We start from the raw sequence: 23,068 nt of genomic DNA on the forward strand, positions 1-23,068 counted from the left end.
AGAAGCGCCTGTCCAAAAGTGCGAAGCCTCACACAACGAAGGCTCACATAGCGAGGCCGGCCTTTACATCGAAGCATTGGCCCAGCGAGCCGCCCTACGCACGCGAATAAACAAAAGCCGCCGGACAATATGGTCGATTCTGCGGACCTGCGGTCCTCTGTCTATAGCGTCGCCGCTGTGGCCAAACTAGGGCTTCCGGGCAACGGCCCCGGCTTTTCAGGCGGCCAATTTCACTTTGCCGGTCCGGCAGTTGCCAGCCGTTTGGCGAAGAACGTGTCGATCGCCTGGACCATCGATCCGACGGCCTTGTTGCGCCAGTTCTCGGAGACCAGATGCTCGAGGTCGCCCTTGTTGGAGACGTAGCCGATCTCGACCAGAACGGACGGCACGTCGGGCGCCTTCAGCACCCGGAAGCCAGCCGATTTCAGCGGATGCTTGTGCATCCGCACCGTGGTCTTCATCTCGTCCATCAGCAGGCGCGCGAAGCGGTTGGAGAAGGTCTTGGTCTCGCGCTGGGCGAGGTCGATCAGGATGTCGGCGACCTCGGTCGGCTCGTCGGTCAGGTTCACGCCGGCGATGGCGTCGGCCTTGTTTTCCGCTTCCGCCAGCCGCTCGGCCTCGGCGTCGGACGCCTTGTCCGACACGGTGTAGATCGTGGCGCCCTGGGCGTCGCCCTCGCGGCGCGGCAAGGCATCGGCGTGGATCGAGACAAACAGCGCCGCGGATTGCGAGCGGGCGATCTTCACCCGGTCGTTGAGCGGGATGAAGGTATCGTCGGACCGGGTCATGACCACCCGGTATTTGCCCGACTTCTCGATCCGGTCGCGCAGGGCAAGGCCAAAGCCCAGTACCAGGTTCTTCTCGGTCTGGTCGCCGGACTGGGTGCCGTTGTCGATGCCGCCGTGACCCGGATCGATCACGATCAGCGGGCGCGAGTCGGTGGTCGTAACCGGTGGCAGCGCCAACGTGGTGACGGCCGGAATGGTCGCCGTGGTGGATTCGGAGATCGCCGGTTTCAATTCGGGCCGGCCCTCCGGCGCGAGCGACTGCACGAAGCTGGTGCGATCGACCTGCTCGAAGTCCAGCACCAGCCGCGGCGGCTGGCCGTTGGCGGCATCGAGCACATAGGAATTGGCGATCTTCACCGGGCCGGTCATGTCGAACACGATCCGGGAGCCGCCGGGCATCACGAGGCCATAGCGGAACGCCTTCACCAATCCCCGCGCCGCCGAGCCGGTGCCGGCAGCGAGCTGGAAATTGACCTGCGGGATATCGACCACGACGCGGTAGGGGTCGGCCAACGGGAAGGCGCGAAATTCGATCTTGCGGTCGAGATCGAGGATGAATCGGGTCTGCTTGTCGTCGCCAGCGAGCCTGGCGCCGGATGCGACCGGGAAATTCGGCGCACTGGCGGCGGAGGCATTTGCGGCCGGCGCCGACTGGCCGTCCGGTGGTCCCTCGGCCGCGCTCGGGGCGCTGGCCACGCCAAGCGCCAATGCTGCAGCGCACAACAGCCCGCATCCCAGGAAAATAAGGTGTTTTGCGCGGTTCTCCACCCGATTCGGAGCCTCCCAGCTGCTTCTTACCGCATTAGAACCACACGGTTAATCGCACCCTAATGACGCGCCGGCGAAAAGAATCGAGTGTTGCGGCGGCGTGACGCTTCCCTTGCACGCGGCGGGCAATCCACGTATGTACGGAGTGCTGACGGCTAGTACTCCCGGTTGTGTCGCGTTCAGCCTCTCGGTGCAGCGGTGGAACCTTCCAAGTCGAAGATCCCGCCGTGTTTTTCCGGTCCCTCCCCAGCCAGCGCCGCGCGCGGCTGACACGGAGAGGCGGATTCAAGCCCGAGCGGCGTCCGGTCCCAGACACACTCCCTCGCCAGAGGGACGGTTTGAGACACGGCGTAACCGATTATCCGGCCCCTTGGGGCCTCGATATGCGATGGCCGGCAGGCGCTTCGGCGCCAGGCGGGGCCTTCAGCAAAAGATACGGCGGTAAATTTCGCCGCCAACATGTTTAGACGGGCCGACGCTTAATGCGCCAGACTGCATTGCCGACCAGGATCCCCCGAATGATCGCGCTGACGCGAGGTGAAAACTTCGCCCGTCGCATCAACCCGGTGGGTTCCCGTCCGGCGCTGCGCCGCGAGACGCGTTTTGGCCTTCCCCTCACCCCCGAATCAGGTGGACCGTCGCGTCACCGGGCGGCGCAGTTTGCGCGCGCCATGATCCGCGCCCGCCGCCGTCAAGAGCTCCAAAATGCCCAACAAGATGTTGATCGATGCCACCCACCCGGAAGAGACCCGGGTCGTCGTGGTCCGTGGCAATCGCGTCGAAGAGTTTGATTTCGAGACCGCCCAGCGCAAACAACTGCGCGGCAACATTTACCTCGCCAAGGTTACGCGCGTAGAGCCGTCGCTGCAGGCTGCCTTCATCGAGTATGGCGGCAACCGTCACGGCTTCCTGGCCTTCAGCGAAATCCATCCCGACTACTACCAGATCCCGGTCGCCGACCGTCAGGCGCTGATCGAAGCCGACGAGCGCGCCCATCGCGAGGCCGAGGAAGAGCACGAGAACCGCGGCCATCGCCGCCGGTCGCGTCATCGCAATGCCCGCCGCCGCGGCCATGGCGACCGTGTCCAGAGCGAGGTGATCGAGGGTGCCGCCGACGCGCAGGCCCAGCCGGCGGTCGAGGCTCACGAGCATCCCGTCGATGCCGAGCATCGTGAGCACGGCGCGGTCGCCCATGAGGGTCACGAGCATGATGCGCATGATCATGCGCATCACGACGACCACGAGCATCACCACGATCATGAGCATCACCATGACCATGGTCACGACGATCATGGTCACGATGATCACGATCATGACCACCACGACCATGATCACGCGCACGATCACGACCACGCCCCCGTAACGAGCGAGGCGCCGGCCGCCGACGCGCCGTCCGACCCCGTCGTCGCGGTGGTCGAAGCCTCCGTTGCGTCAGCGGCGCCGGAATTCGTCGAGACCGCCGAGGTCAATCATGAGCCCGAGCGGACCCATGAGGAGCAGGTCGCGGAAAACACCGCGCATGCCGACGACGCGCCGCATGTGGCTGCCGACGACGTTCACGCCGTGGCCGACGAGCACGGCGTTGCCGACTACGCGACGCTTGCGGACGGCGCCGCGCCCGAGGCCCGGCATGGCGACGATGCCGGCGAAGACGATGATGAGGATGACGGCGAGGAAGGCGAGGAAGAGGATGTCGTCGAGTCCGTCGGCGGCGACGACGTGCTCGAGGAGGTTCCGGAGCGCGCGTTCCGCCCCCGTCGCCAGTACAAGATCCAGGAAGTGATCAAGCGCCGGCAGGTGATGCTGGTGCAGGTCGTCAAGGAAGAGCGCGGCAACAAGGGCGCCGCGCTGACCACCTATCTGTCGCTCGCCGGCCGTTATGCCGTGCTGATGCCCAACACCGCGCGTGGCGGCGGCATCAGCCGCAAGATCACCTCCGCCCAGGACCGCTCGCGGCTGAAGGAAGTGGTGCAGGACCTCGACGTGCCAGAGGGCATGGGGATCATCCTGCGCACCGCCGGCGCCTCCCGCAGCAAGCCGGAGATCAAGCGCGACTTCGAGTACCTGATCCGGATGTGGGAGACAGTGCGCGACTTGACGCTGAAGTCGCAGGCGCCGACCCTGGTCTACGAGGAAGGTTCGCTGATCAAGCGTTCGCTGCGCGACCTCTACAACAAGGAGATCGACGAGATTCAGGTGGCGGGCGAAGCCGGCTACCGCGAAGCGCGCGACTTCATGAAGATGCTGATGCCGGCCAATGTGCGCGCGGTGAAGCAATATCGCGACGGCCAGCCGCTGTTCTCGCGGATGGGTGTCGAAAGCCAGCTCGACGCGATGTTCTCGCCGACCGTGCAGTTGCGCTCCGGCGGCTACATCGTGATCAACCAGACCGAGGCGCTGGTCTCGATCGACGTCAACTCCGGTCGCGCCACACGCGAGCACCATATCGAGGACACCGCGCTCAAGACCAATCTGGAAGCCGCGGAAGAAGTTGCGCGTCAATTGCGTCTGCGCGACCTCGCGGGCCTGATCGTCATCGACTTCATCGACATGGACGAGAAGCGCAACAATCGCGCGGTCGAGCGCAAGCTGTCGGACTGCCTGCGCCAGGACCGTGCGCGGATCCAGGTCGGCCGCATCTCGCATTTCGGCCTCTTGGAAATGTCGCGCCAGCGCATCCGCGCCAGCGTGCTGGAGAGCTCGACCGAGCCCTGCCCGCAGTGCGGCGGAAGCGGTCACGTCCGCTCGGTCTCGTCGGTGGCGCTGCAGCTTTTGCGCGGCATCGAGGAAATCCTGATGAAGGGCGCGACCCACAATCTGGTGGTCCGCACCCGCACCGACGTCGCGCTCTACGTGCTCAACCACAAGCGCGGCCATCTGCGCGACCTCGAGGACTCCTTCCGGGTCTCGCTGTCGATCGTCGCCGACGCCACGGTGCACGGCCAGCAATCCTACATCATCGATCGCGGCGAGCAGGTGCATACGCTCGAAGCCGCCAAGGCGCTGCTTGCTGCGCAAGCGGCCGCTGCGCCCGCGCAGGCCGATGAGCCCGATGACGAGGAAGAGCTGTTCGAATACGAGGCCGAGATCGAGACCGACGAGACCGAAGGGCTCGTCGACGACCGGGCGGCCGGCGAGGAAGCAGGCGCCGCTGAGGGCGAAGGCGACGGCCAGCGCCGCAAGCGCCGCCGTCGGCGCCGCGGCCGTGGTGGCAGCGAAGCGCGCGAAGGCGCTCCGCAGCCGCGCGAGGACGGCGATCTGATGCATGTCCTGCCTGATGGCACCGAGGTGGTTGCCGCGGGCGAAGCCGAAGGCGATGAGGACGAAGGCGACGAAGCGCAGGGCGCAGCCCGCGACGACCAGGCCGCCAACGGAGATCGCCGCCCGCGGCGCCGTGGACGCCGTGGCGGTCGCCGGCGGCGCGGCAGTGGCGGACCGGATGACGGTCTCGCCGGATCGATCTCCGATGAGCTGAGCCCAGTGTCAGCACCTGAAGCCACGGACGCGGTCGCGGATTTCGATAGCCACGACGCGGAGCCGGCTCCCTCGCTCGCGCAGCCCGAGCTGGTCACCCAGCCGACGGAATGGCAGCCGATCGAGGCCGCACCGGTTGAGGCGATCGCGGCCCCCGAGCCCGAAACCGTTGCGGCGCCTGCCGCCGAGGACACCGCCGAAAGTGACCGCGCGCAGCGGCGACGCTCGACGGTGCGCGAAAAGGTCAGCTTCGCGTCGAGCCCGCAACCTGAGACAACACCTGCGCTGGCACAGAGCCCGGCGGAGGAACCTGCCCCCGCCCCTGAACCCGCGGCCACTGCCCCGCAGCCCGCACCGGAGGCCGCTACGGCCGAAGCTCCGGCACGCAAGGGCTGGTGGTCGCGCCGCTTCGGCGGCGGCGGCAACTAGCGCCACCTGAAAGTCAAAACGCCCGGTTCACGCCGGGCGTTTTTATTGGACAGGCCATCCGTTCGTCAGACGCCGGCGTGACGGAGCCTGACGGAGACGGATCCCAATGCAAAGCGCGATCGTTCTTGGCGGCGGCATGGTGGGCGTCAGCACGGCGCTGCATTTGCAACGCCGCGGCTGGTCGGTGACGCTCGTCGACCGCAAGGAGCCGGGCCGCGAGACCAGCTACGGCAATGCCGGCATCATTCAGAGCGAGGCGGTGCGGCCCTATCCGATGCCGCGCGATCCCGCCACGCTCGCCAGGATCGCGATGGGGCGCACCAACGACGTGCGCTATCGCCTGGCATCGTTGCCCCAGCACGCTGGTCCGCTGCTGCGTTATTGGTGGAACTCGACGCCCGAGCGGCACCGCGAAGCCACCATCGCCTGGGCGCGCCTGATCGCCTACGCCACGGCAGAGCACGACACGCTGATCCGCGATGCGCACGCCGACAATCTGATCCGCCGCGCCGGCTATCGCCTGCTGCATCGCGACCCGGCGGCACTGGAGCAGGCGATCGCCGTCGCCGAAGAAAACCAGCGTGACTTCGGCGTGCAGTTTCGCGTGCTTGACGGCAGCGCGCTCGCCAAGGCCGAGCCCTTGCTCCGCGACGACCTGCCCGGCGCCATTCACTGGCTTGGGCCCTGGACCGTGTCGGACCCTGGCGGTCTCGTCTCGGCCTATGCCGGATTGTTCGAGCGTCTCGGCGGGACGCTGCTGCGCGGCGACGCGCAGACGTTGACGGAGACCGCAACCGGCTGGTCGGTCGACACGACGGGCGGCCGGATCGACGCCGCCCACGTCGTGGTCACGCTCGGGCCGTGGTCACCGCAATTGCTGCGCAAGTTCGGCTACCGGATCCCGCTGGTGCGCAAGCGCGGCTACCATATGCACTATCAGGGCGGCCGCTCGCTCGACCTGCCGCTGGTCGACACCGCGAATGGGTATGCGATGGCGCCGATGGCCAAGGGGATCCGCATCACGACCGGCGCGGAGCTGACCAGCCCCGATGCGCCGGCGACGCCGATCCAGCTTGGCTATGCCGAAGCGGCCGCACGCGAGCTGATCGAGATCGGCAGCCGCGTCGAGCCCGAGCCCTGGTTCGGCACCCGCCCCTGCACCACCGACATGCTGCCGGTGCTCGGGCCTGCGCCGCGCCATCGCGGGCTATGGGTGAATTTCGGTCACGGCCATCAGGGCTTTACGCTCGGCCCCGCGACCGCGCGGGTGCTGGCCGAAACGATGAACGGCGAGGCATCCTCGGTGGACACCTCGCCGTATCGGCTGGATCGCTTCTGACAGCTGAGGCTGACTTAATCGGTCGTCAGCGCAGTCTCCATGTCGGTCGGGTCGATCTGCCGGGCAAGGTTGGCATTGAGCTTGTCGCGATCGAGCTCGCCCTCCCACCAGGCAACGATCACACAGGCGACGCCGTTGCCGCACAGATTGGTCAGCGCGCGGCATTCGCTCATGAACTTGTCGATGCCGAGCACGATCGCCATGCCCGGCACCAGCCGCGGATCGACCACCGCAAGCGTCGCCGCCAGCGTGATGAAGCCCGCGCCAGTGATGCCGGAGGCGCCCTTCGAGGTCAGCATCGCCACGACCAGGATCGTGAGCTGCTGGCTGAACGAGAGGTCGTAGCCCAGCGCCTGCGCAATGAACAACGTCGCCAGCGTCATGTAGATGTTGGTGCCGTCGAGGTTGAACGAATAGCCCGTGGGCACCACGAGGCCGACCACTGACTTCGAGCAGCCGAGCCGTTCGAGCTTCTCCATCAATGACGGCAGTGCGCTCTCGGAAGACGAGGTGCCGAGCACAATCAGCAGTTCGTCTTTGATGTAGGCCAGGAACCTGAAGATCGAGAACCCGGCGATCCGCGCGATGATGCCGAGCACCACGAGGACGAACAAGGCTGCGGTCAGGTAGAACGTCGCGATCAGCCCCATCAGATTGAGGATCGCGCCGGTGCCGAACTTGCCGATGGTGAAGGCCATCGCGCCGAACGCGCCGATCGGCGCCGCCCGCATCACGATCGAGATCACGCCGAACACCGCATGCGCGGCGTCGTCGATGAACGAGCGGATGGTGTGGCCGCGTTCGCCGAGGCCCATGATCGCAAAGCCGAACAGCACCGAGAACAGTAGTACCTGCAGGATTTCGCCCTGCGCGAAGGCGCCGACGACGGTGTCCGGAATGATATGCAGGACGAAGTCGACGCTCTTCTGCGCCTCGGCCTGCTTGGCATAGCCGGCAACCGCCTGGGCGTTCGCCGCCGCATTGCCGAAGCCCGCGCCCGGCTTCACGATATTGCCGATGAGCAAGCCGATCACCAGCGCAAAGGTCGAGACGACCTCGAAATAGACCAGCGCCTTGACGCCGATGCGGCCGACTTTCTTGGCATCCTGGATATGGGCAATGCCGGAGACCACCGTGCAGAAGATGATCGGCGCGATCACCATCTTGATCAGCTTGATGAAGCCGTCGCCGAGCGCCTTGATCCAGTCGTTGGTGGCAATGGCGGGCCACAACCAGCCAACCAACGCGCCGAGCACGATCGCGATCAGCACCTGGACATAGAGAATCTTGTACCACGGCTTGCTACCGGCGGACGCCGGTGAAGCCGTGGCAACGGTTGCCGCTGCCATGTGTCACTCCCCCTCAGAAATGGCGGAAATAGCCAAGATCAACTTGGCCGTTCAAGTCAAATGGAACTGTGTGGGCCCTGCCGTTTATCCGCGGCGATCTGTCGCGTGCTGATCCGCCGAAACCGGGGCCAGCGCTTCGAAACCGATCTAACCGACAAGGCGGAGGGCTCTTGAAGATTGCGGGCTATTTAAGCCAATGCGCGATCCGTGCAACCGCTTCCTGCATCTCGGCCGCCGAACGCGCATAGGAAAATCGGATGAAGGCGCGGCCGTGGATCGGATCGAAATCGACGCCCGGGGTCGCCGCGACATGCGCCTTCTCGAGCATCTCGCTGGCGAAGGCGAAACTGTCGGAGGTGAAGTCGGAGACGTCGGCATAGAGATAGAATGCGCCATCGGCCGGCAGGAACTTGGTCAGCCCGGCCTTGGGCAGGCCTTCGATCAGGATGCGGCGGTTCTCCTGATAGCCGCGCTTGATCGCCTCCATCTCCTCGCGGCCCTCGAAGGCCGCTTCGGCCGCGATCTGCGACAAGGTCGGCACCGAAATCGACAGGTTCTGCTGCAGCCGCTCGATCGGCCGCACCAGCACGTCGGACACCACCATCCAGCCGACGCGCCAACCGGTCATGCAGAAGTACTTCGAGAACGAGTTGATCACGAGCGCGTTCGGCGACAGCTCCGCCGCCGTCACCGCAGGGAACGCATAGTCGAGGCCGTGATAGATCTCGTCGGAGATGAAGCGGATGCCCGCGCTGTCGGCGGCCGCCATCAGGTTCGCCAGCGCCTCGCGCGACATCATCGTGCCGGTCGGGTTCGCGGGGCTGCCGACCAGCACGCCCTTCAGCGGCGCCTTGCGATGGGCGGCCAGCAGCGCCTCCCCGGTCAGCGCGTGGCGGGTGTCGCCGGAGGTCTCGATCAGCACGGGCTCGCAGCCGAGCGCGGTCAGGATATGCCGGTAAGGCGGATAGCCCGGCACGGTGACGGCGACCCGGTCGCCCGGCTCGAACATCGCAAGAAACGCCAGGATGAAACCGCCCGACGAGCCCGTGGTGACGATGATGCGCTCCGCATCGACCGCGCAGCCATACGTGTCGCGGTAATGCCGGGCGATGCGCGCACGCAGCGAGGGAATGCCGAGCGCGGAAGTGTAGTCGATCCGGCCGCCGGCAAGCGCGGCCTGTGCGGCCGCGATCGCCTCCTTCGGTGCCCCCTCGGCGGGCTGCCCCACCTCCATGTGGATGACATGGCCGCCCGCGGCCTCGATTCGCGCCGCGGCGGCCATCACGTCCATCACCATGAACGGCGGAACATCGCTCCGGCCGGAAGCTGTCAACAGGCTGTTCAGACGGTCTCTCGGTGTCGCTTCACGCATGGATTTCTGCTATGGCACGGCCGTTGCCGAATTCGGGTTCCACACCGGCTACCGCCCCAGACTGGCCGCATTCGGTGGCTCCTTATAACGCTTTCAGGCCAAGTGCATACCCGGTTCGCGTGAAGAAGAACTGCAAAAACAACAGACTGTGCCACGCGCCTGATCCGGTCCGGCCGGGAACCCGGCTTTGCGCCGGCGCGGCCGGCCATCGCCGATAGATCGCCCATGCTGTTCCGCCTCACGCTTCGCACCAGAACCGTCAAGCTGACTGCGTTCAAGCTGACCGCATTGCTCACCGCGGCTGCGCTCGCCGTTGGTCCCGTCGTCCCTGCGCGGGCCCAGCAGAAGGGCCCGCCGGTGCTGCGCGACACCGAGTCCGAGCAGCTGCTGCGCGAGTATACGCGGCCGATCCTGCGCGCCGCGGGTCTCGAGAAGCAGAACATCCAGATCGTGATCATCAACGACGGCTCGTTCAACGCCTTCGTCGCCGACGGCCGCCGCATCTTCGTCAACTACGGCGCGCTGCTGCAATCGGAGACGCCGAACCAGATCATCGGCGTGCTGGCGCATGAGACCGGGCATCTGGCCGGCGGCCATCTTGCCAAGATGCGCGAGCAGCTGGCGCAGGCGCAGACCCAGATGATCATCGCGATGCTGCTCGGCGTCGGTGCGCTGGCCGCAGGCGCCGCGGGCGGCGGCGTTGGCAACGGCCTCTCCAGCGCCGGAGCCGCCGCGATCTCGGCGCCGCAGTCGGTCATTCAGCGCACGCTGCTGTCCTACCAGCGCCAGCAGGAGGAGAACGCCGACCGCGCCGGCGTCAAGTTCCTCAACGCGACCGGACAGTCCGCCAAGGGCATGTACGAGACGTTCAAGCGCTTCACCGACGAGAGCCTGTTCGCCGCGCGCGGTGCCGACCCCTATCTGCAGTCGCACCCGATGCCGGTGGATCGCGTCTCGGCGCTGGCGGACCTGGCGCGCTCGAGCCCCTATTGGGACAAGAAGGACGATCCGGCGCTGCAGCTGCGTCACGACATGATGCGCGCCAAGATCTCGGGCTTCATGGAACGGCAGGACACGGTCTACCGCCGCTATCCGCTGTCCAACACCAGCCTGCCGGCGCGCTATGCCCGCGCGATCACCACCTACCTGCATGGCGATCTGCGTTCGGCGATCGCGCAGATCGACGGCCTGATCCAGGTGCAGCCCAACAATCCCTATTTCTACGAATTGCGCGGCCAGGCGCTGCTCGAAGGCGGCCGGCCCGCGGAGGCCATCGCGCCGCTGCGCCGCGCGGTGCAGCTCTCCAGCAGCTCACCGCTGATCGAGATGCTGCTCGGCCAGGCCCTGGTCGCCTCCGACAACAAGGCCTACACCGACGACGCGATCAGCATGCTGCGCAACGCCGTGGCGCGCGAGCCGGAGGCGCCGCTCGGCTATACCCAGCTCGCGATGGCCTACGGCCGCAAGGGCGACTATGCCCAGGCCGACCTTGCCTCGGCCCAGGCCGCCTATCTCCGTGGCGACAACAAGACCGCCCGCGAACTTGCCTCGCGCGCCAAGACGCGGTTCGCGATCGGCACGCCCGGCTGGGTCAAAGCTGACGACATTGTGAGCGCCAAGCCGATGCCGGGTCAGAAAAACAACTAGAAATAAACCGTAGTTCCATACAACGATCACCGAAACCGGCCCGCGGCCCTGCCGTATTTCGGGCCACCTCGAACAAGGATTTTGTCATGCCAGCGCTTCGTTTTCTCGCCCCTGCCCTGCTCGCGCTCGGCATTTGCGCCGCGCCGCTGACTGCGTCCGCGCAGAGCTTCAACGACACCCAGCGCGGCGACATCGAGACCATCGTGCGCAACTACCTGATCGCGCATCCCGAGGTGCTCGAAGAGGCGATGAATGAGCTCAGCAAGCGGCAGGCTGCCGCCGAAGCCGAGAAGCACGAGCAGAGCGTCGCCAAGAACGCCGACACGATCTTCAATTCGCCGCGCGGCGTCATGCTCGGCAACAAGGACGGCGACGTCACCTTCGTCGAGTTCTTCGATTACAATTGCGGCTACTGCAAGCGCGCGATGTCCGACATGCTCGACCTGATGAAGTCGGATCCGAAGCTGAAGGTCGTGCTGAAGGAATTCCCGGTGCTGAGCCAGGGCTCGGTCGAGGCCGCGCAGGTCGCGGTCGCCGTGCGCATGCAGGATCCGACCGGCAAAAAGTATCTCGAGTTTCACCAGAAGCTGCTCGGCGGCCGCGGCGCCGCCGACAAGGCCCGCGCGTTGGCGGTCGCCAAGGAAGTTGGTCTCGACATGACCAAGCTCGAGAAGGACATGGCAAGCCCCGAGGTCAAGGCGACCATCGAGGAGAACTTCCGCCTCGCCGAATCCATGGGCATGAACGGCACGCCGAGCTACGTGATCGGCAAGCAGGTCGTGATCGGCGCGGTCGGCGTCGACGGTCTCAAGGAGAAGATCGGCATTGCCCGCTGCGGCAAGGCGACCTGCTGATCGTCGCTTCGACAGCACTCATCCATTCAGAAAAATCCGGCTGCCAGGCAGCCGGATTTTTTATTTGCGGCGCCGAACCGCTTCCGCGCTGGCTGCAACCAAGGGGCATCACCAACAACGGAAGCCGCGCGCCATGTCCCTGGCCCCGCCAACCCTTGGCTACGATCTCACGCTGCTGAAGACGGCGCCACAGCGCGGCACCGACCACGATCACGGCTGGTGCTACGGCCTGCCGCCGGGCATTCGCACCGAGCAATGGCCGCTCAGTCCCCATGACGGCTTTCCGATGCAGCACTGCTTCACGCTGCGTGTCCCGGCGCAGTATCGCGCCAAGGGCGACGCCTATGTCGCGCTCGCGATGTTCGCCGATCAGCAATATGACGAACCCGTCGAGATCGACACGGTCGCGCAATATCTCGCGGCGGAGAGCATCGCGCGTCCGTCCGATCCCAATCTGCTGCCCTACTTCGCCTATCGGCAGAACCGTCATCCGATGGAATTTCGGATGAAGGACATCATCGACCACAATTTCGCGGCGATCTGGCTCACGGACACCGAGTTCGCAGGACCGCTGTGCCAACCGCCGGAGCTTGCCGGCAATCCGCTGCTTGAAGCCAATTCGCCTCCGCGCTGGCTCGCGAAGGGCACGGCGCGCACGGTGTTCGACGTCAACGCCAGCCGCACCAGCCGCATCGACGAGCTGGAGAAGACATACTGGTACCGCCTATTCGGCGGCGTCCCCGAGACCGGGCACCACGCCTACGGCATCGCCCTTGCGCCGCGCGACGACGATCCCAATATCGGCAAGCCGCCGCGCGATGATCTGCTGCACAAGGATGAGCTCGGCGATTACATCGCGCCCTACGGCGAGCAAGGCAATGCACGCGGCCTCGAGCGGTTGCACGGCCGCAACCATCTCGGCGGCACGATGTTTTCGAACCAGTGGACGCCGAAATACAGCGCGACCTATCTCGAGATCGAAGAGCATTTCGGCGGTTTCAATTTCGGCGGCGGCAACGGCCAGCTCGATCTTGCGAGCATGGAGTTCGACTGGGCTTGCGGTTGAAGCGCAGATTGTTCATCGCGCATTCACACAAGAAACAAACCGCAAGGAACCGCAAATCAACAGGAACATCGCACATCCTCTCCCGTTGTCGGCGCGGGCAATGCTGAAGAACGAGGAGAAATATGATGATGAACCGCTTTCTGATTTCGGTTGCTGCGGCGGCTTTGATCACTGGTACTGGATTTGCGAATGCACAGGGCGCCGGTGGCGCCAACAAGGAATCCGGGGCCGGTGGCGGCGCGACCGTGCAGCACAGCGCACCGTCCGGTGGCGCATCGTCGGGCACCATGCAGCGCGATACGGGCGGCATGAACGGTTCCGAGCACTCCACGACCGGTGAGTCTTCTTCAGGAATGAAGGGTGACCAGTCGGGCATGAAGGGCGCCGAGTCCGAAAAGTCCGGCGCCGCCACCAAGGGTGCGCAGGACAATACGCAGAAGTCGAAGGGCATGAGCTCGGAGAACGATGCGACCAAGGGCGCCAAGGAAGGTTCGAAGGAAGGCCCGAAGGACATGAAGGCCGAAGGCCGCGACAAGACCGGCAACATGAAGGCCGAGGAGCATGACAAGAGCGGCAAGATGAACAACGCCGCCGAGAGCCGCGAGAAGAGCGGCGCCACCACCAACCAGAACGCTCAGACCAAGAGCCCGACCGACACCAACCGCGCCCAGACCAACGACACCAGCCGCACCCAGACCACGACCGGCAACGCGGCAACGTCGGCCACCGCGGCTCCGCCGGCCGAGAAGCGCACCCAGATCTCGACCGCGATCAGGTCGGAGCATGTGACCGAAACCACCAACGTGAACTTCAACGTGTCGGTGGGCACCCGCGTCCCGGCTGACGTGCACTTCTATCCGGTGCCGGAGCGCGTGGTGACGATCTACCCGCAGTGGCGCGGTTACGAGTTCATCTTGGTCCACGGCCGCTACATCATCGTGCAGCCGGAGACCCACGAGATCGTCTACATCATCGAGGGCTGACCGGCCCCGGCGCGAGGACCCCATGACGGGCCCTCGCATCAATCTCAGCCCCGCCCCCTCAGGGGCGGGGTTTTGCATTCGGCCCCCATCACAGCGGTGGACGGCGGGCGGGAAGTGTCGCCCTGGAGCGTCTTCCGTCAGATTTGGTTAATCAGCAATTTCCGTAGGTTACGGCAGCTATCTAACAGAGCGGAGGAAGCTGTTGAAGACGTTCCGATTTCACCTAAAGACTTCCCCTGCGGCCGGTTGTTACCTATAACCCGGCCCACTTTCCCCTTCGCCGGAACCCTTGGCAGGAATCTCTGGAATGGCTGCTGCCGGAACGATCTATGTGCTGAACGGCCCGAACCTCAACCTGTTGGGGACGCGCGAGCCGGAGATGTACGGCCATGCCACCCTCGCCGACGTCGAGAAGCTGTGCGCGGACACCGCGCGGCAGTTCGGGTTGACCGCCGATTGCCGGCAGTCCAACCGCGAGGGCGAACTGATCGACTTCATCCATGAGGCCCACGCCAAGAAGGCGGTCGGCATCATCATCAACGCCGGCGGCTACTCCCATACCTCGATCGCGCTGCATGACGCGCTGGTCGCGGTCAAGATCCCCGCCGTCGAGGTTCATGTCAGCAACATCCACGCCCGCGAGAGCTTCCGGGACCACTCGTTCACTGCTAAAGCCGCCTTCGCGTCGCTTTGCGGCTTCGGCATCGACGGCTACCGGCTTGCGATCATCGGCCTCGCCACCAGGATCGGTGCGAAGGCAAAGACTTAATCGTCAATCCTGACGTTCCCCGTCACCAGACAGAGATTTCGGATCAAATAACATGGCGCGCCAGCCAGACGACAAATCAGCCGCAAAGTCCAAGAACGACTCCAAGAGCGACGACAGCGTCCTCATTCGCGAGCTCGCGCTGCTGCTTGCTGAGACCAACCTCACCGAGATCGAGATCGAGCGCGCCGGCCTGCGCGTCCGGGTCGCACGCAACATCAGCATCGCCGCATCCGTGCCGTCAGCCGGGCATGCGGTTGCCGCCCCGGTGGCAGTGCCGGCTGCCGCCGTTGCTGGCGCCACCGACCTCGCCAAGCACCCTGGCGCCGTGCCCTCGCCGATGGTCGGCACCGCCTATTGGGCTCCGGAACCGGGCGCCAAGCCGTTCATTGAAGTCGGCACCAAGGTCACGGCCGGCCAGACGCTTCTGATCATCGAGGCGATGAAGACGATGAACCAGATTCCGTCGCCGCGCGCGGGCACCGTGACGCAGATCCTCGTCGAGGACGGCCAGCCCGTCGAATTCGGCGAGCCGCTCGTGATCATTGAATAGCTTCCGTCAACGTCAGGCGCTGCGATGTTCGACAAGATCCTCATAGCCAATCGTGGCGAGATCGCGCTTCGCGTGCTCCGGGCCTGCAAGGAGCTCGGCATCTCCACCGTCGCGGTGCATTCCACCGCCGACGCCGATGCCATGCATGTGCGGCTCGCCGACGAGAGCGTCTGCATCGGGCCGCCGCCGTCGAAGGATTCCTATCTCAACATCCCGGCGCTGCTGGCCGCCTGCGAGATCACCGGCGCCGACGCCGTGCATCCCGGCTACGGCTTCCTGTCCGAGAACGCGCGCTTCGCCGAGATCCTCGCCGACCACAATCTCGGCTTCATCGGACCGAAGGCCGAGCATATCCGCCTGATGGGCGACAAGATCGAAGCCAAGAAGACCGCCAAGCGCCTCGGCATCCCCGTGGTGCCCGGCTCGGACGGCGCAGTGACGCCGGACGACGACGCCATGGCGATCGCCAAGGAGATCGGCTTCCCGGTGCTGGTGAAGGCGGCGGCCGGCGGCGGCGGCCGCGGCATGAAGGTCGCCCACACCGAGGCCGACCTCGCGCTGGCGCTCACGACGGCGGCCAACGAGGCCAAGTCGGCATTCGGCGACGCCTCGGTCTATCTGGAGAAATACCTGCAGAAGCCGCGCCACATCGAGATCCAGATTCTCGGCGATGGCCGCGGCGGCGCCATCCATCTCGGCGAGCGCGACTGCTCGCTGCAGCGTCGTCACCAAAAGGTCTGGGAGGAAGGCCCCTCGCCCGTGCTCGCGGCCGCGGCGCGCGCCAGGATCGGTGAGACCTGCGCCAAGGCGATGCGGGACATGAAGTATCTCGGCGTCGGCACCATCGAATTCCTCTACGAGGACGGCGAGTTCTATTTCATCGAAATGAACACGCGCATCCAGGTCGAGCATCCCGTCACCGAAAGCATCACCGATATCGATCTGGTGCTGGAGCAGATCCGGATTGCCGCCGGCGGCGAGCTTCCGGCCAAGCAAAGCGATATCGCGATCATCGGCCACGCCATCGAGTGCCGCATCAATGCGGAGAACCCGCAGACCTTCCGTCCCTCGCCCGGACGGATCACGCAATTCCATCCGCCGGGCGGGCTCGGCGTGCGGATCGATTCCGCCGTCTATCAGGGCTACGTGATTCCGCCCTATTACGACTCGCTGGTCGGCAAGCTGATCGTGCACGGCAAGACCCGCGGCGAATGCCTGATGCGGCTGCGCCGGGCGCTGGACGAGATGGTGGTCGACGGCATCGAGACGACGCTGCCGCTGTTCCGCGCTCTGGTGCGCGAGCCCGACATCATCGAGGGCGACTATCACATCCACTGGCTGGAGCAGTACCTCGCCGGCCAGCCACCCGACGCCCCGAAATAGTTTGGAACTCAGTGGAACCCAGCGCCCCGCTCAAACGTACTAACGTACTGAAGGGTTATTGGCTTTCCACGGGGACGCATTGAATCCCACTCCCGCGAAGAGATCGTCGTGACACCGGTTTCACGACGCCGGTCCACGTTGCAGATCCTGCTGCTCTCGGCGGGATTTTTCGTGCTGGTCGCGGTCAGCGTGGCGTCCGTCCTGCTGGTCAACAAGGCGCGTGAAGACAACGCCCTGGTGGTCCATACGGTCGAGGTCGAGAGCCAGGTTGCCAGCCTGCTGGTCGACATCAGGCGCGCCGAAAGCGCGACCAGGGCCTATCTGCTGACGTCAGCACCACAATACCTGTCCGAGTACCAGTCGGCCGCGGCAGCGCTCCCGGCCGCGCTCGGCCATCTCCAGATGATGACCGTCGACAATCCGGCGCAGGTCGCCAATGCCGCGAAGCTGAAAGCCGCCGTCGAGCAGCGGCTGGCCGAGTTCGCCCTCAGCATCGAACGCGTCAACAACAACGACACCGCGACCAGCGTCGACGTCCTGCGCAAGAGCACATCGACCGACGCGCTGGAAGCGATCGCCCGGATCGGCCGCGACATGCGCACCGAGGAGGATCGCCTGCTGGCGGCGCGCACCGCGACCGCGGACCGGACCCAGGTGCTCGCCTCCTCCGTCACCATCGCCGGCTCCTGCATGGTGCTGGCGCTCGCCGTGCTCTCTCTCGTGCTGCTGCGGCAATCGTCGCGGGCGCGCGACGAAGCCGAGGCCAAGCTGCGCGACAACTACGTCAATCTTGAAACCATCGTCGACGAGCGGACCGCCGACCTGCGCGAGGCCAACGAGGAAATCCAGCGCTTCGCCTATATCGTCAGCCACGACCTGCGCTCGCCGCTGGTCAACATCATGGGCTTCACCAGCGAGCTGGAGGAATTGCGCGGCGACATCTTCAAGCGCATCGCCACGCTCAATCGTACCGCATCGCTGGCGCCGGCGATGGAAGACGCGACCGACTTGGCCGAGCCCGAGCTCGAGGGCTCCGACAAGCAGCTCTCCGACGATTTCAACGAATCGCTCGGATTCATCAAATCGTCGATCGCCAAGATGGACCGCCTGATCAGCGCCATCCTCAATCTCACCCGCGAGGGCCGCCGCGAGTTCAAGCCGGAGCGGATCGATCTCCGCGAGCTGATCGAGGGCATCGTCAAGACGGTCGCGCATCAGGCGGCCGAGGCCAATGCGGCCGTCGAGGTCGGCGCCTTGCCGAATATCGTCAGCGACCGCCTCGCGCTGGAGCAGATCTTCTCCAACCTGATCGACAATGCGCTCAAGTACCTCAAGGACGGTGTCCCCGGCGAGATCTCGATCGAGGGCCGCACCAAGCTGGGCTTTGCGATCTTCGAGGTGACGGACAATGGCCGCGGCATCGATCCGAAGGACCACCAGCGCATCTTCGATCTGTTCCGCCGTGCCGGAACCCAGGACAAGCCCGGTCAGGGCATCGGGCTTGCCCATGTCCGCGCACTTGTGCGCAGACTGGGCGGCACCATGTCGGTAGCATCGGAACTTCACAACGGTAGCACGTTCACGATCACGCTGCCTATCAAATGGTCAGGCAAGAACTCAGGCAAGAACCGGGACAAGGAATCATGAGCGATCCAGTCACCATCATCATGATCGAGGACGACGAGGGCCATGCCCGCCTGATTGAGCGGAATATCCGGCGCTCAGGTGTCAACAATGAGATCATCCCGTTCACCAACGGTACAGAGGCCGTGAACTACCTGTTCGGCAAGGATGGCAGCGCGGTCGAGCGCAAGGGCCAGGCCCTGCTCATCCTGCTTGATCTCAATCTGCCTGACATGACCGGCATCGACATTCTGAAGCGGGTCAAGGAGAACAAGCATCTCAAGTCGACGCCGGTAGTCGTGCTGACCACCACCGACGACTCCCATGAGATCAAGCGTTGCTACGAACTTGGTTGCAATGTCTACATCACCAAGCCGGTGAACTACGAAAGCTTTGCCAACGCCATTCGCCAGCTTGGCCTGTTCTTTTCCGTGATTCAGGTGCCGCCAGCTTCCCTATGACCAGCGCAACGCCGACACTGCTCTATATCGACGACGACGCAGCGCTGGCGCGCCTGGTCGAACGCGGGCTGACGCGCGCAGGCTACAAGGTCGTGCACGCCGCAAGCGGCCAGGACGGCCTCGACCGGCTCGCCCAGGGCGGCATCGACGTCGTCGCGCTCGACCAGTACATGCCCGGCCTCGATGGGCTGGAGACGCTGGAGCAGATCCTCAAGATTGCGGACGCACCGCCGGTGGTGTTCGTCACCGCCTCGCAGGATTCGGCAATTGCCGTCACCGCGCTCAAGGCCGGCGCGGCGGACTATCTGGTCAAGGACGTTAGGGGAGAATTCATCCCCCTGCTCCAGGTCGCGGTGAACGGCGCGGTCCGGCGCGCCGCGATCCAGAAGGCGCGCGACGAGGCCGAGGCCGAGGTGCACGCCTCGCGCGACCGCTACGCCGCGCTCGCTGCCGAGCGCGAGGTTCTGCTTCGCGAGGTCAACCATCGCGTCGGCAATTCGCTCCAGATCATTGCCTCGCTGCTGCATCTGCAAGCCAATTCCTCGACCCAGCAGGATGTCAAGGCAGCGCTCACCAATGCGATGGGCCGCGTCGCCGCCGTCGCGCAGGTGCACCGACGCCTCTACACTTCGCACGACTTCAAGACGGTGATGCTCAACCAGTATCTCGAGGCGCTGCTCGAGGATCTCAGGCGATCGGCCGAAGGCAACAAGATGTCGCGGCTGACGCTGAAGGCCGACCCGGTCGAGATCGATCCCGACCGTGCGGTCGCGATCGGCATCATCGTCAACGAGCTGGTGATGAACGCCGTGAAATACGCCTATCCCGACGGCGCCGGCCCGATCCATGTCGAGCTGAAGCCGGACGCGGACGATTTGCAGCTTGCGATCAGCGATGAAGGCGTGGGCTTCTCCGACAAGGCCGATCCACGCGGCACCGGCATGGGCCAGCGCATCGTCGCGGCGATGGCCGTCAAGCTCGACGCCAGCGTCGAGCGCGACCCCAGCCGCAAGGGCACCCGCTTCGTGGTGCGGTTCGCCCGCGTCACCCCGGCGCCGGCGAAATCGACAAGCGCGGCTGCCAGTTAGAGCGTGGAATCATTCGGCTTGACGGCGGTCCATTCGTAGTCGCTGAGTTCGTAGCGCAGGATTCGAGGCTCCTGTTTTGGAGCGTGAATCACGTCTCCGGCAGCGCCACCAACCCGCAATGGCCGGTTGCGGTCCTGCTAATGCTCTGAATTTACTTCAGCTTCCGGCGGCATAACGGACATTGCCGGACTTGCTGCTGGCCCGGCCCTGTCGCGAATGCCCGCTCTCGGACGTGGAGGCCTCGCCCCGCATCCCGGGGTCATCTCGATGTTTGAAGTGTCATGACACGTCATCCCGCGATAGGCTGCGAGCCGGAACAGGGAGCGCATCTTGGCCAAGCCCATCGACGCTGAGCGCAGGCTGGTCGCGATTTTTGCGGCTGATGTCGAGGGATATAGCCGCCTGATGGGGGCCGACGAGGTCAGAACCCTCAGGGATTTGACAGAGCGGCGCGCCATTCTCGACGAGTTGATTGCTTCCCATCGCGGCCGGATCGCCAACACCGCGGGCGACAGCGTGCTGGCCGAGTTCGGCAGCGCCGTTGATGCCATCCAATGTGCGGTCGAGGCGCAGGCTGCGCTGGCCGGAGCCAATGTCCCCCTGCCACCCGAGCGTCACATCAATTTCCGGATCGGAATCCATGTCGGCGATGTCATGGTCAAAGGAGGCGATCTCTTTGGCGATGGCGTCAACATCGCCGCACGGCTGCAAGCCATCGCCAGCGCCGGCGGCACCTGCATCTCCAGCGTTGCCTATGATCAGGTCAGAAAAATTCTGCCCCTGACGTTCACCGACCTTGGCGCCCGGCAGGTCAAGAACATCGAGGAAGCGGTCAGGGCTTATGCCGTCACCTCGAAGGGAGCGACGACGGCGGACACAGCGAGTTTCGCGGCGGCGCCCGGCAGCGACAGCGCACTGCCGCTCCCGGACAAACCCTCCATCGCCGTCCTGCCATTTCAGAACATGAGCGGCGATCCGGAGCAGGAATACTTCGCAGACGGAATCGTCGAGGACATCATCACTGCACTGTCGCGCTTCAAGTCGCTGTTCGTCATCGCGCGCAACTCGAGCTTCACCTTTAAGGGCAAAGCGGTCGACATCAAGAAGGTCGGCCAGGAGCTCGGCGTTCGTTATGTGCTCGAAGGCAGCATCCGCAAGGCGGGAGGAAGGGTCAGGATAACCGGGCAGTTGATCGATGCCGCGAGCGGCGCGCATCTGTGGGCCGACAAGTTCGACGGATCGCTCGAAGATGTGTTCGATCTTCAGGACAGGATTACCATGAGCGTGGTTGCCGCGATTGCACCCAAGCTCGACCAGGCCGAGATCGAACGCTCCAAGCGAAAGCTGACCGAAAAGCTGGATGCCTATGATTACTACCTTCGCGGGCTGGCGGTCGTCGAAGGCGCAACCAAGGACGAGAACGAGGAAGCGCTTCGGCTCTTCTACAAAGCCATTGAGATCGACGCCAATTTTGCACTGGCACACGCGATGTTGGCGCGATGCTTTACCTTGCGAAAAGCAAACGGCTGGATGGCCGATGTTGCAATGGAATCGGCCGAGACCGCCAAGCAGGCTCGGCGGGCCGTGGAACTGGGAAGAGACGACGCGGCAGTTCTGTCCCGGACCGGGTACGCTCTCGCGCGGGTCGTTTTCGAACCGGAGGAAGGCGCTGACCTGATTGAACGGGCGCTTGCGCTCAATCCGCATCTCTCCTCCGCGTGGCAATTCGGCGGCCTGCTCAAGGCATTCCGCGGAGAGCCAGAAACGGCGATCGAGCATTTGGCTCACGCCATGCGGTTGAGCCCGCTCGACCCCAGTCTCTACTCGATGCAGACGGCTACGGCGCTCGCCCATTTTGTCGCCGGCCGATATGACGAGTCGGTCTTGTGGGCTGAGAAAGCCTCGCGGGAAGATCCGAACTTCTTGCCCGCCATTAGAATTATCGCGACCAGCGCCGGAAATTCCGGTCAACTGGAGCGGGCCCAGAAAGCGGCGAAGCGAATGCTGGAAATCGATCCTGCGTTCAGAGTGTCCAGATTGACCGATCACGTACCGCTGCGCCGCCCCGACGATCTTGCGAGATATGCGGAAGGCCTGCGACGCGCCGGATTGCCGGAATAGCCACGCGCCAGCTACGTTTGGGGTGTCTCGAGATCGTTACGACCGTGGCGAGCCACTTCCGCAATTGGCCCATCACGTCATTTTCGCTGCGATGCGGAATTTTGATTGCTACCAGGACATAGCGGACTCTCGCGAGCCGTCAGCTCGGCCGATTTATGGGTTCACGGCCCAGGCCGCTGCCGCCGGCGGATTGATCGCATTTTCGCGTTGGCCTTAACGGCCGCGCCACCCTGTTGTTCGATCGCAGCCGCTTGCCCTGACCGGTTAAGACAAATCTGGGCGTTGTTTGCCATGCTTTTCCCCCAGCTTGGCAGGAACGGCACGATGTTCGAGCGCAGGGTGGTTTTTGGAAAGAAGCAGGCGGCGTTAAGCGATCCTAGGGAGCCCTTGCGTCCGGCACCGGGTGCCGGCGGCGCGGCACCCGCTTTTCACAAGAGGCAGTGGGAGGATCCGCGGATCGGGCCGATGCTGCGCGATGCGGGGTTCGCGCCCGACGACGCAGCCAGCATCGTGCCGACGGCGGACAATCGCCTCGCCGTGTTCGCTGCGGCCAACCAACGGCTGCAGGAGCGCACCGAGAGTTTCAACCGCGACATGACGGCGCGCCACGGCCACTGCCGTGCGTTGCCGTTCCTGGTCATCGACCACAAGATCTGGGACGGGCCGCACGGCGCGTTTCTCTACGCGCAGCTGGATCTGATCGGCTACGACGAGTGGAACGTGATCATGCTGGCGGAAGATCCGCAGACCACGGAAACATGCGGCCTGGCAGGCCATCCCGGCTTCCTTCCGGCGGTGACGCAGCTCATGACCGAGCATGTGGTCGGGTGGGAGGCGCGGCACAACGCCTTGCTCAAGACGTTCGGAGACACCGCGAGCGCCGACCGCGACATCTCGCGCGACCAATATGAGATGGAAAAGGACACGCTGCGCAGGGAGATCATCGACAAAGCCGGCTGGATGAAGCTGCGCATTATCGACGACCTTCTGCGCAAGGGCTAAAC

The 23,068-nt window shown here is 64.9% G+C and carries 17 protein-coding genes; 14 read left to right on the forward strand and 3 right to left on the reverse strand.

Annotation, left to right across the window (positions count from 1 at the left end):
• Positions 1-230 precede the first annotated feature (230 nt).
• A complete protein-coding gene (locus Q0030_RS04830) occupies positions 231-1,556 on the reverse strand; it encodes an N-acetylmuramoyl-L-alanine amidase (RefSeq protein WP_298363549.1) in 1,326 nt (441 codons plus the stop codon).
• A gap of 705 nt (positions 1,557-2,261) precedes the next feature.
• Here Q0030_RS04830 and Q0030_RS04835 point away from each other — a divergent pair.
• Together Q0030_RS04835 and Q0030_RS04840 are read left to right on the forward strand one after the other, a co-directional pair.
• Positions 2,262-5,459: an Rne/Rng family ribonuclease gene (locus Q0030_RS04835; RefSeq protein ID WP_298363550.1), complete on the forward strand. Its 3,198-nt coding sequence runs from the start codon at positions 2,262-2,264 to the stop codon at positions 5,457-5,459.
• A 106-nt stretch (positions 5,460-5,565) separates the two neighbouring features.
• Positions 5,566-6,798 carry an FAD-binding oxidoreductase gene (locus Q0030_RS04840; protein WP_298363552.1) on the forward strand — a complete coding sequence of 411 codons (1,233 nt, stop codon included), beginning with the start codon at positions 5,566-5,568 and terminating at the stop codon, positions 6,796-6,798.
• A gap of 14 nt (positions 6,799-6,812) precedes the next feature.
• On the opposite strand, the gene Q0030_RS04845 is transcribed toward Q0030_RS04840, so the two are convergent.
• Positions 6,813-8,147, reverse strand: coding sequence for a dicarboxylate/amino acid:cation symporter (locus Q0030_RS04845; RefSeq protein ID WP_298363553.1), 1,335 nt, complete (start codon positions 8,145-8,147; stop codon positions 6,813-6,815).
• A gap of 184 nt (positions 8,148-8,331) precedes the next feature.
• The gene (locus Q0030_RS04850) at positions 8,332-9,519 is read right to left on the reverse strand and encodes an aminotransferase class I/II-fold pyridoxal phosphate-dependent enzyme (RefSeq protein ID WP_298363554.1); all 1,188 of its coding nucleotides are present in this window, start codon (positions 9,517-9,519) and stop codon (positions 8,332-8,334) included.
• Between the two features lie 225 nt (positions 9,520-9,744).
• Here Q0030_RS04850 and Q0030_RS04855 point away from each other — a divergent pair, with 225 nt between their 5' ends.
• From Q0030_RS04855 to Q0030_RS04910, 12 genes are all read left to right on the forward strand, one after another.
• On the forward strand, positions 9,745-11,166 hold the full coding sequence (locus tag Q0030_RS04855; protein ID WP_298363555.1) for a M48 family metalloprotease: 1,422 nt from the start codon (positions 9,745-9,747) through the stop codon (positions 11,164-11,166).
• Between the two features lie 86 nt (positions 11,167-11,252).
• On the forward strand, positions 11,253-12,020 hold the full coding sequence (locus Q0030_RS04860; RefSeq protein WP_298363556.1) for a DsbA family protein: 768 nt from the start codon (positions 11,253-11,255) through the stop codon (positions 12,018-12,020).
• 133 nt (positions 12,021-12,153) lie between these two features.
• The gene (locus Q0030_RS04865; protein WP_298363558.1) at positions 12,154-13,086 is read left to right on the forward strand and encodes a hypothetical protein; all 933 of its coding nucleotides are present in this window, start codon (positions 12,154-12,156) and stop codon (positions 13,084-13,086) included.
• 125 nt (positions 13,087-13,211) lie between these two features.
• Positions 13,212-14,069: a DUF1236 domain-containing protein gene (locus Q0030_RS04870; protein WP_298363560.1), complete on the forward strand. Its 858-nt coding sequence runs from the start codon at positions 13,212-13,214 to the stop codon at positions 14,067-14,069.
• A 307-nt stretch (positions 14,070-14,376) separates the two neighbouring features.
• Positions 14,377-14,838, forward strand: coding sequence for a type II 3-dehydroquinate dehydratase (gene aroQ / locus Q0030_RS04875; protein ID WP_298363562.1), 462 nt, complete (start codon positions 14,377-14,379; stop codon positions 14,836-14,838).
• A gap of 52 nt (positions 14,839-14,890) precedes the next feature.
• A complete protein-coding gene (gene accB, locus Q0030_RS04880; RefSeq protein ID WP_298363564.1) occupies positions 14,891-15,388 on the forward strand; it encodes an acetyl-CoA carboxylase biotin carboxyl carrier protein in 498 nt (165 codons plus the stop codon).
• A gap of 24 nt (positions 15,389-15,412) precedes the next feature.
• On the forward strand, positions 15,413-16,771 hold the full coding sequence (gene accC, locus Q0030_RS04885; protein ID WP_298363566.1) for an acetyl-CoA carboxylase biotin carboxylase subunit: 1,359 nt from the start codon (positions 15,413-15,415) through the stop codon (positions 16,769-16,771).
• Positions 16,772-16,879: 108 nt separating this feature from the next.
• On the forward strand, positions 16,880-18,418 hold the full coding sequence (locus tag Q0030_RS04890; RefSeq protein ID WP_298363568.1) for a CHASE3 domain-containing protein: 1,539 nt from the start codon (positions 16,880-16,882) through the stop codon (positions 18,416-18,418).
• Positions 18,415-18,855: a response regulator gene (locus Q0030_RS04895; protein WP_298363570.1), complete on the forward strand. Its 441-nt coding sequence runs from the start codon at positions 18,415-18,417 to the stop codon at positions 18,853-18,855. The genes Q0030_RS04890 and Q0030_RS04895 overlap by 4 nt, the downstream gene beginning before the upstream one ends.
• Complete coding sequence (locus Q0030_RS04900) at positions 18,852-19,943, forward strand: response regulator (protein ID WP_298363572.1); 1,092 nt, start codon at positions 18,852-18,854, stop codon at positions 19,941-19,943. Before Q0030_RS04895 ends, Q0030_RS04900 begins: the two co-directional genes overlap by 4 nt.
• Before the next feature lie 330 nt (positions 19,944-20,273).
• Positions 20,274-22,064, forward strand: a complete 1,791-nt coding sequence (locus tag Q0030_RS04905) for an adenylate/guanylate cyclase domain-containing protein (protein WP_298363573.1) — start codon at positions 20,274-20,276, stop codon at positions 22,062-22,064.
• Between the two features lie 324 nt (positions 22,065-22,388).
• Positions 22,389-23,066 carry a hypothetical protein gene (locus tag Q0030_RS04910; protein ID WP_298363575.1) on the forward strand — a complete coding sequence of 226 codons (678 nt, stop codon included), beginning with the start codon at positions 22,389-22,391 and terminating at the stop codon, positions 23,064-23,066.
• The last annotated feature ends 2 nt before the right edge of the window (positions 23,067-23,068 follow it).

Origin of the sequence: uncultured Bradyrhizobium sp., from assembly GCF_947648125.1 — a bacterium.
Classification (GTDB): domain Bacteria; phylum Pseudomonadota; class Alphaproteobacteria; order Rhizobiales; family Xanthobacteraceae; genus Bradyrhizobium.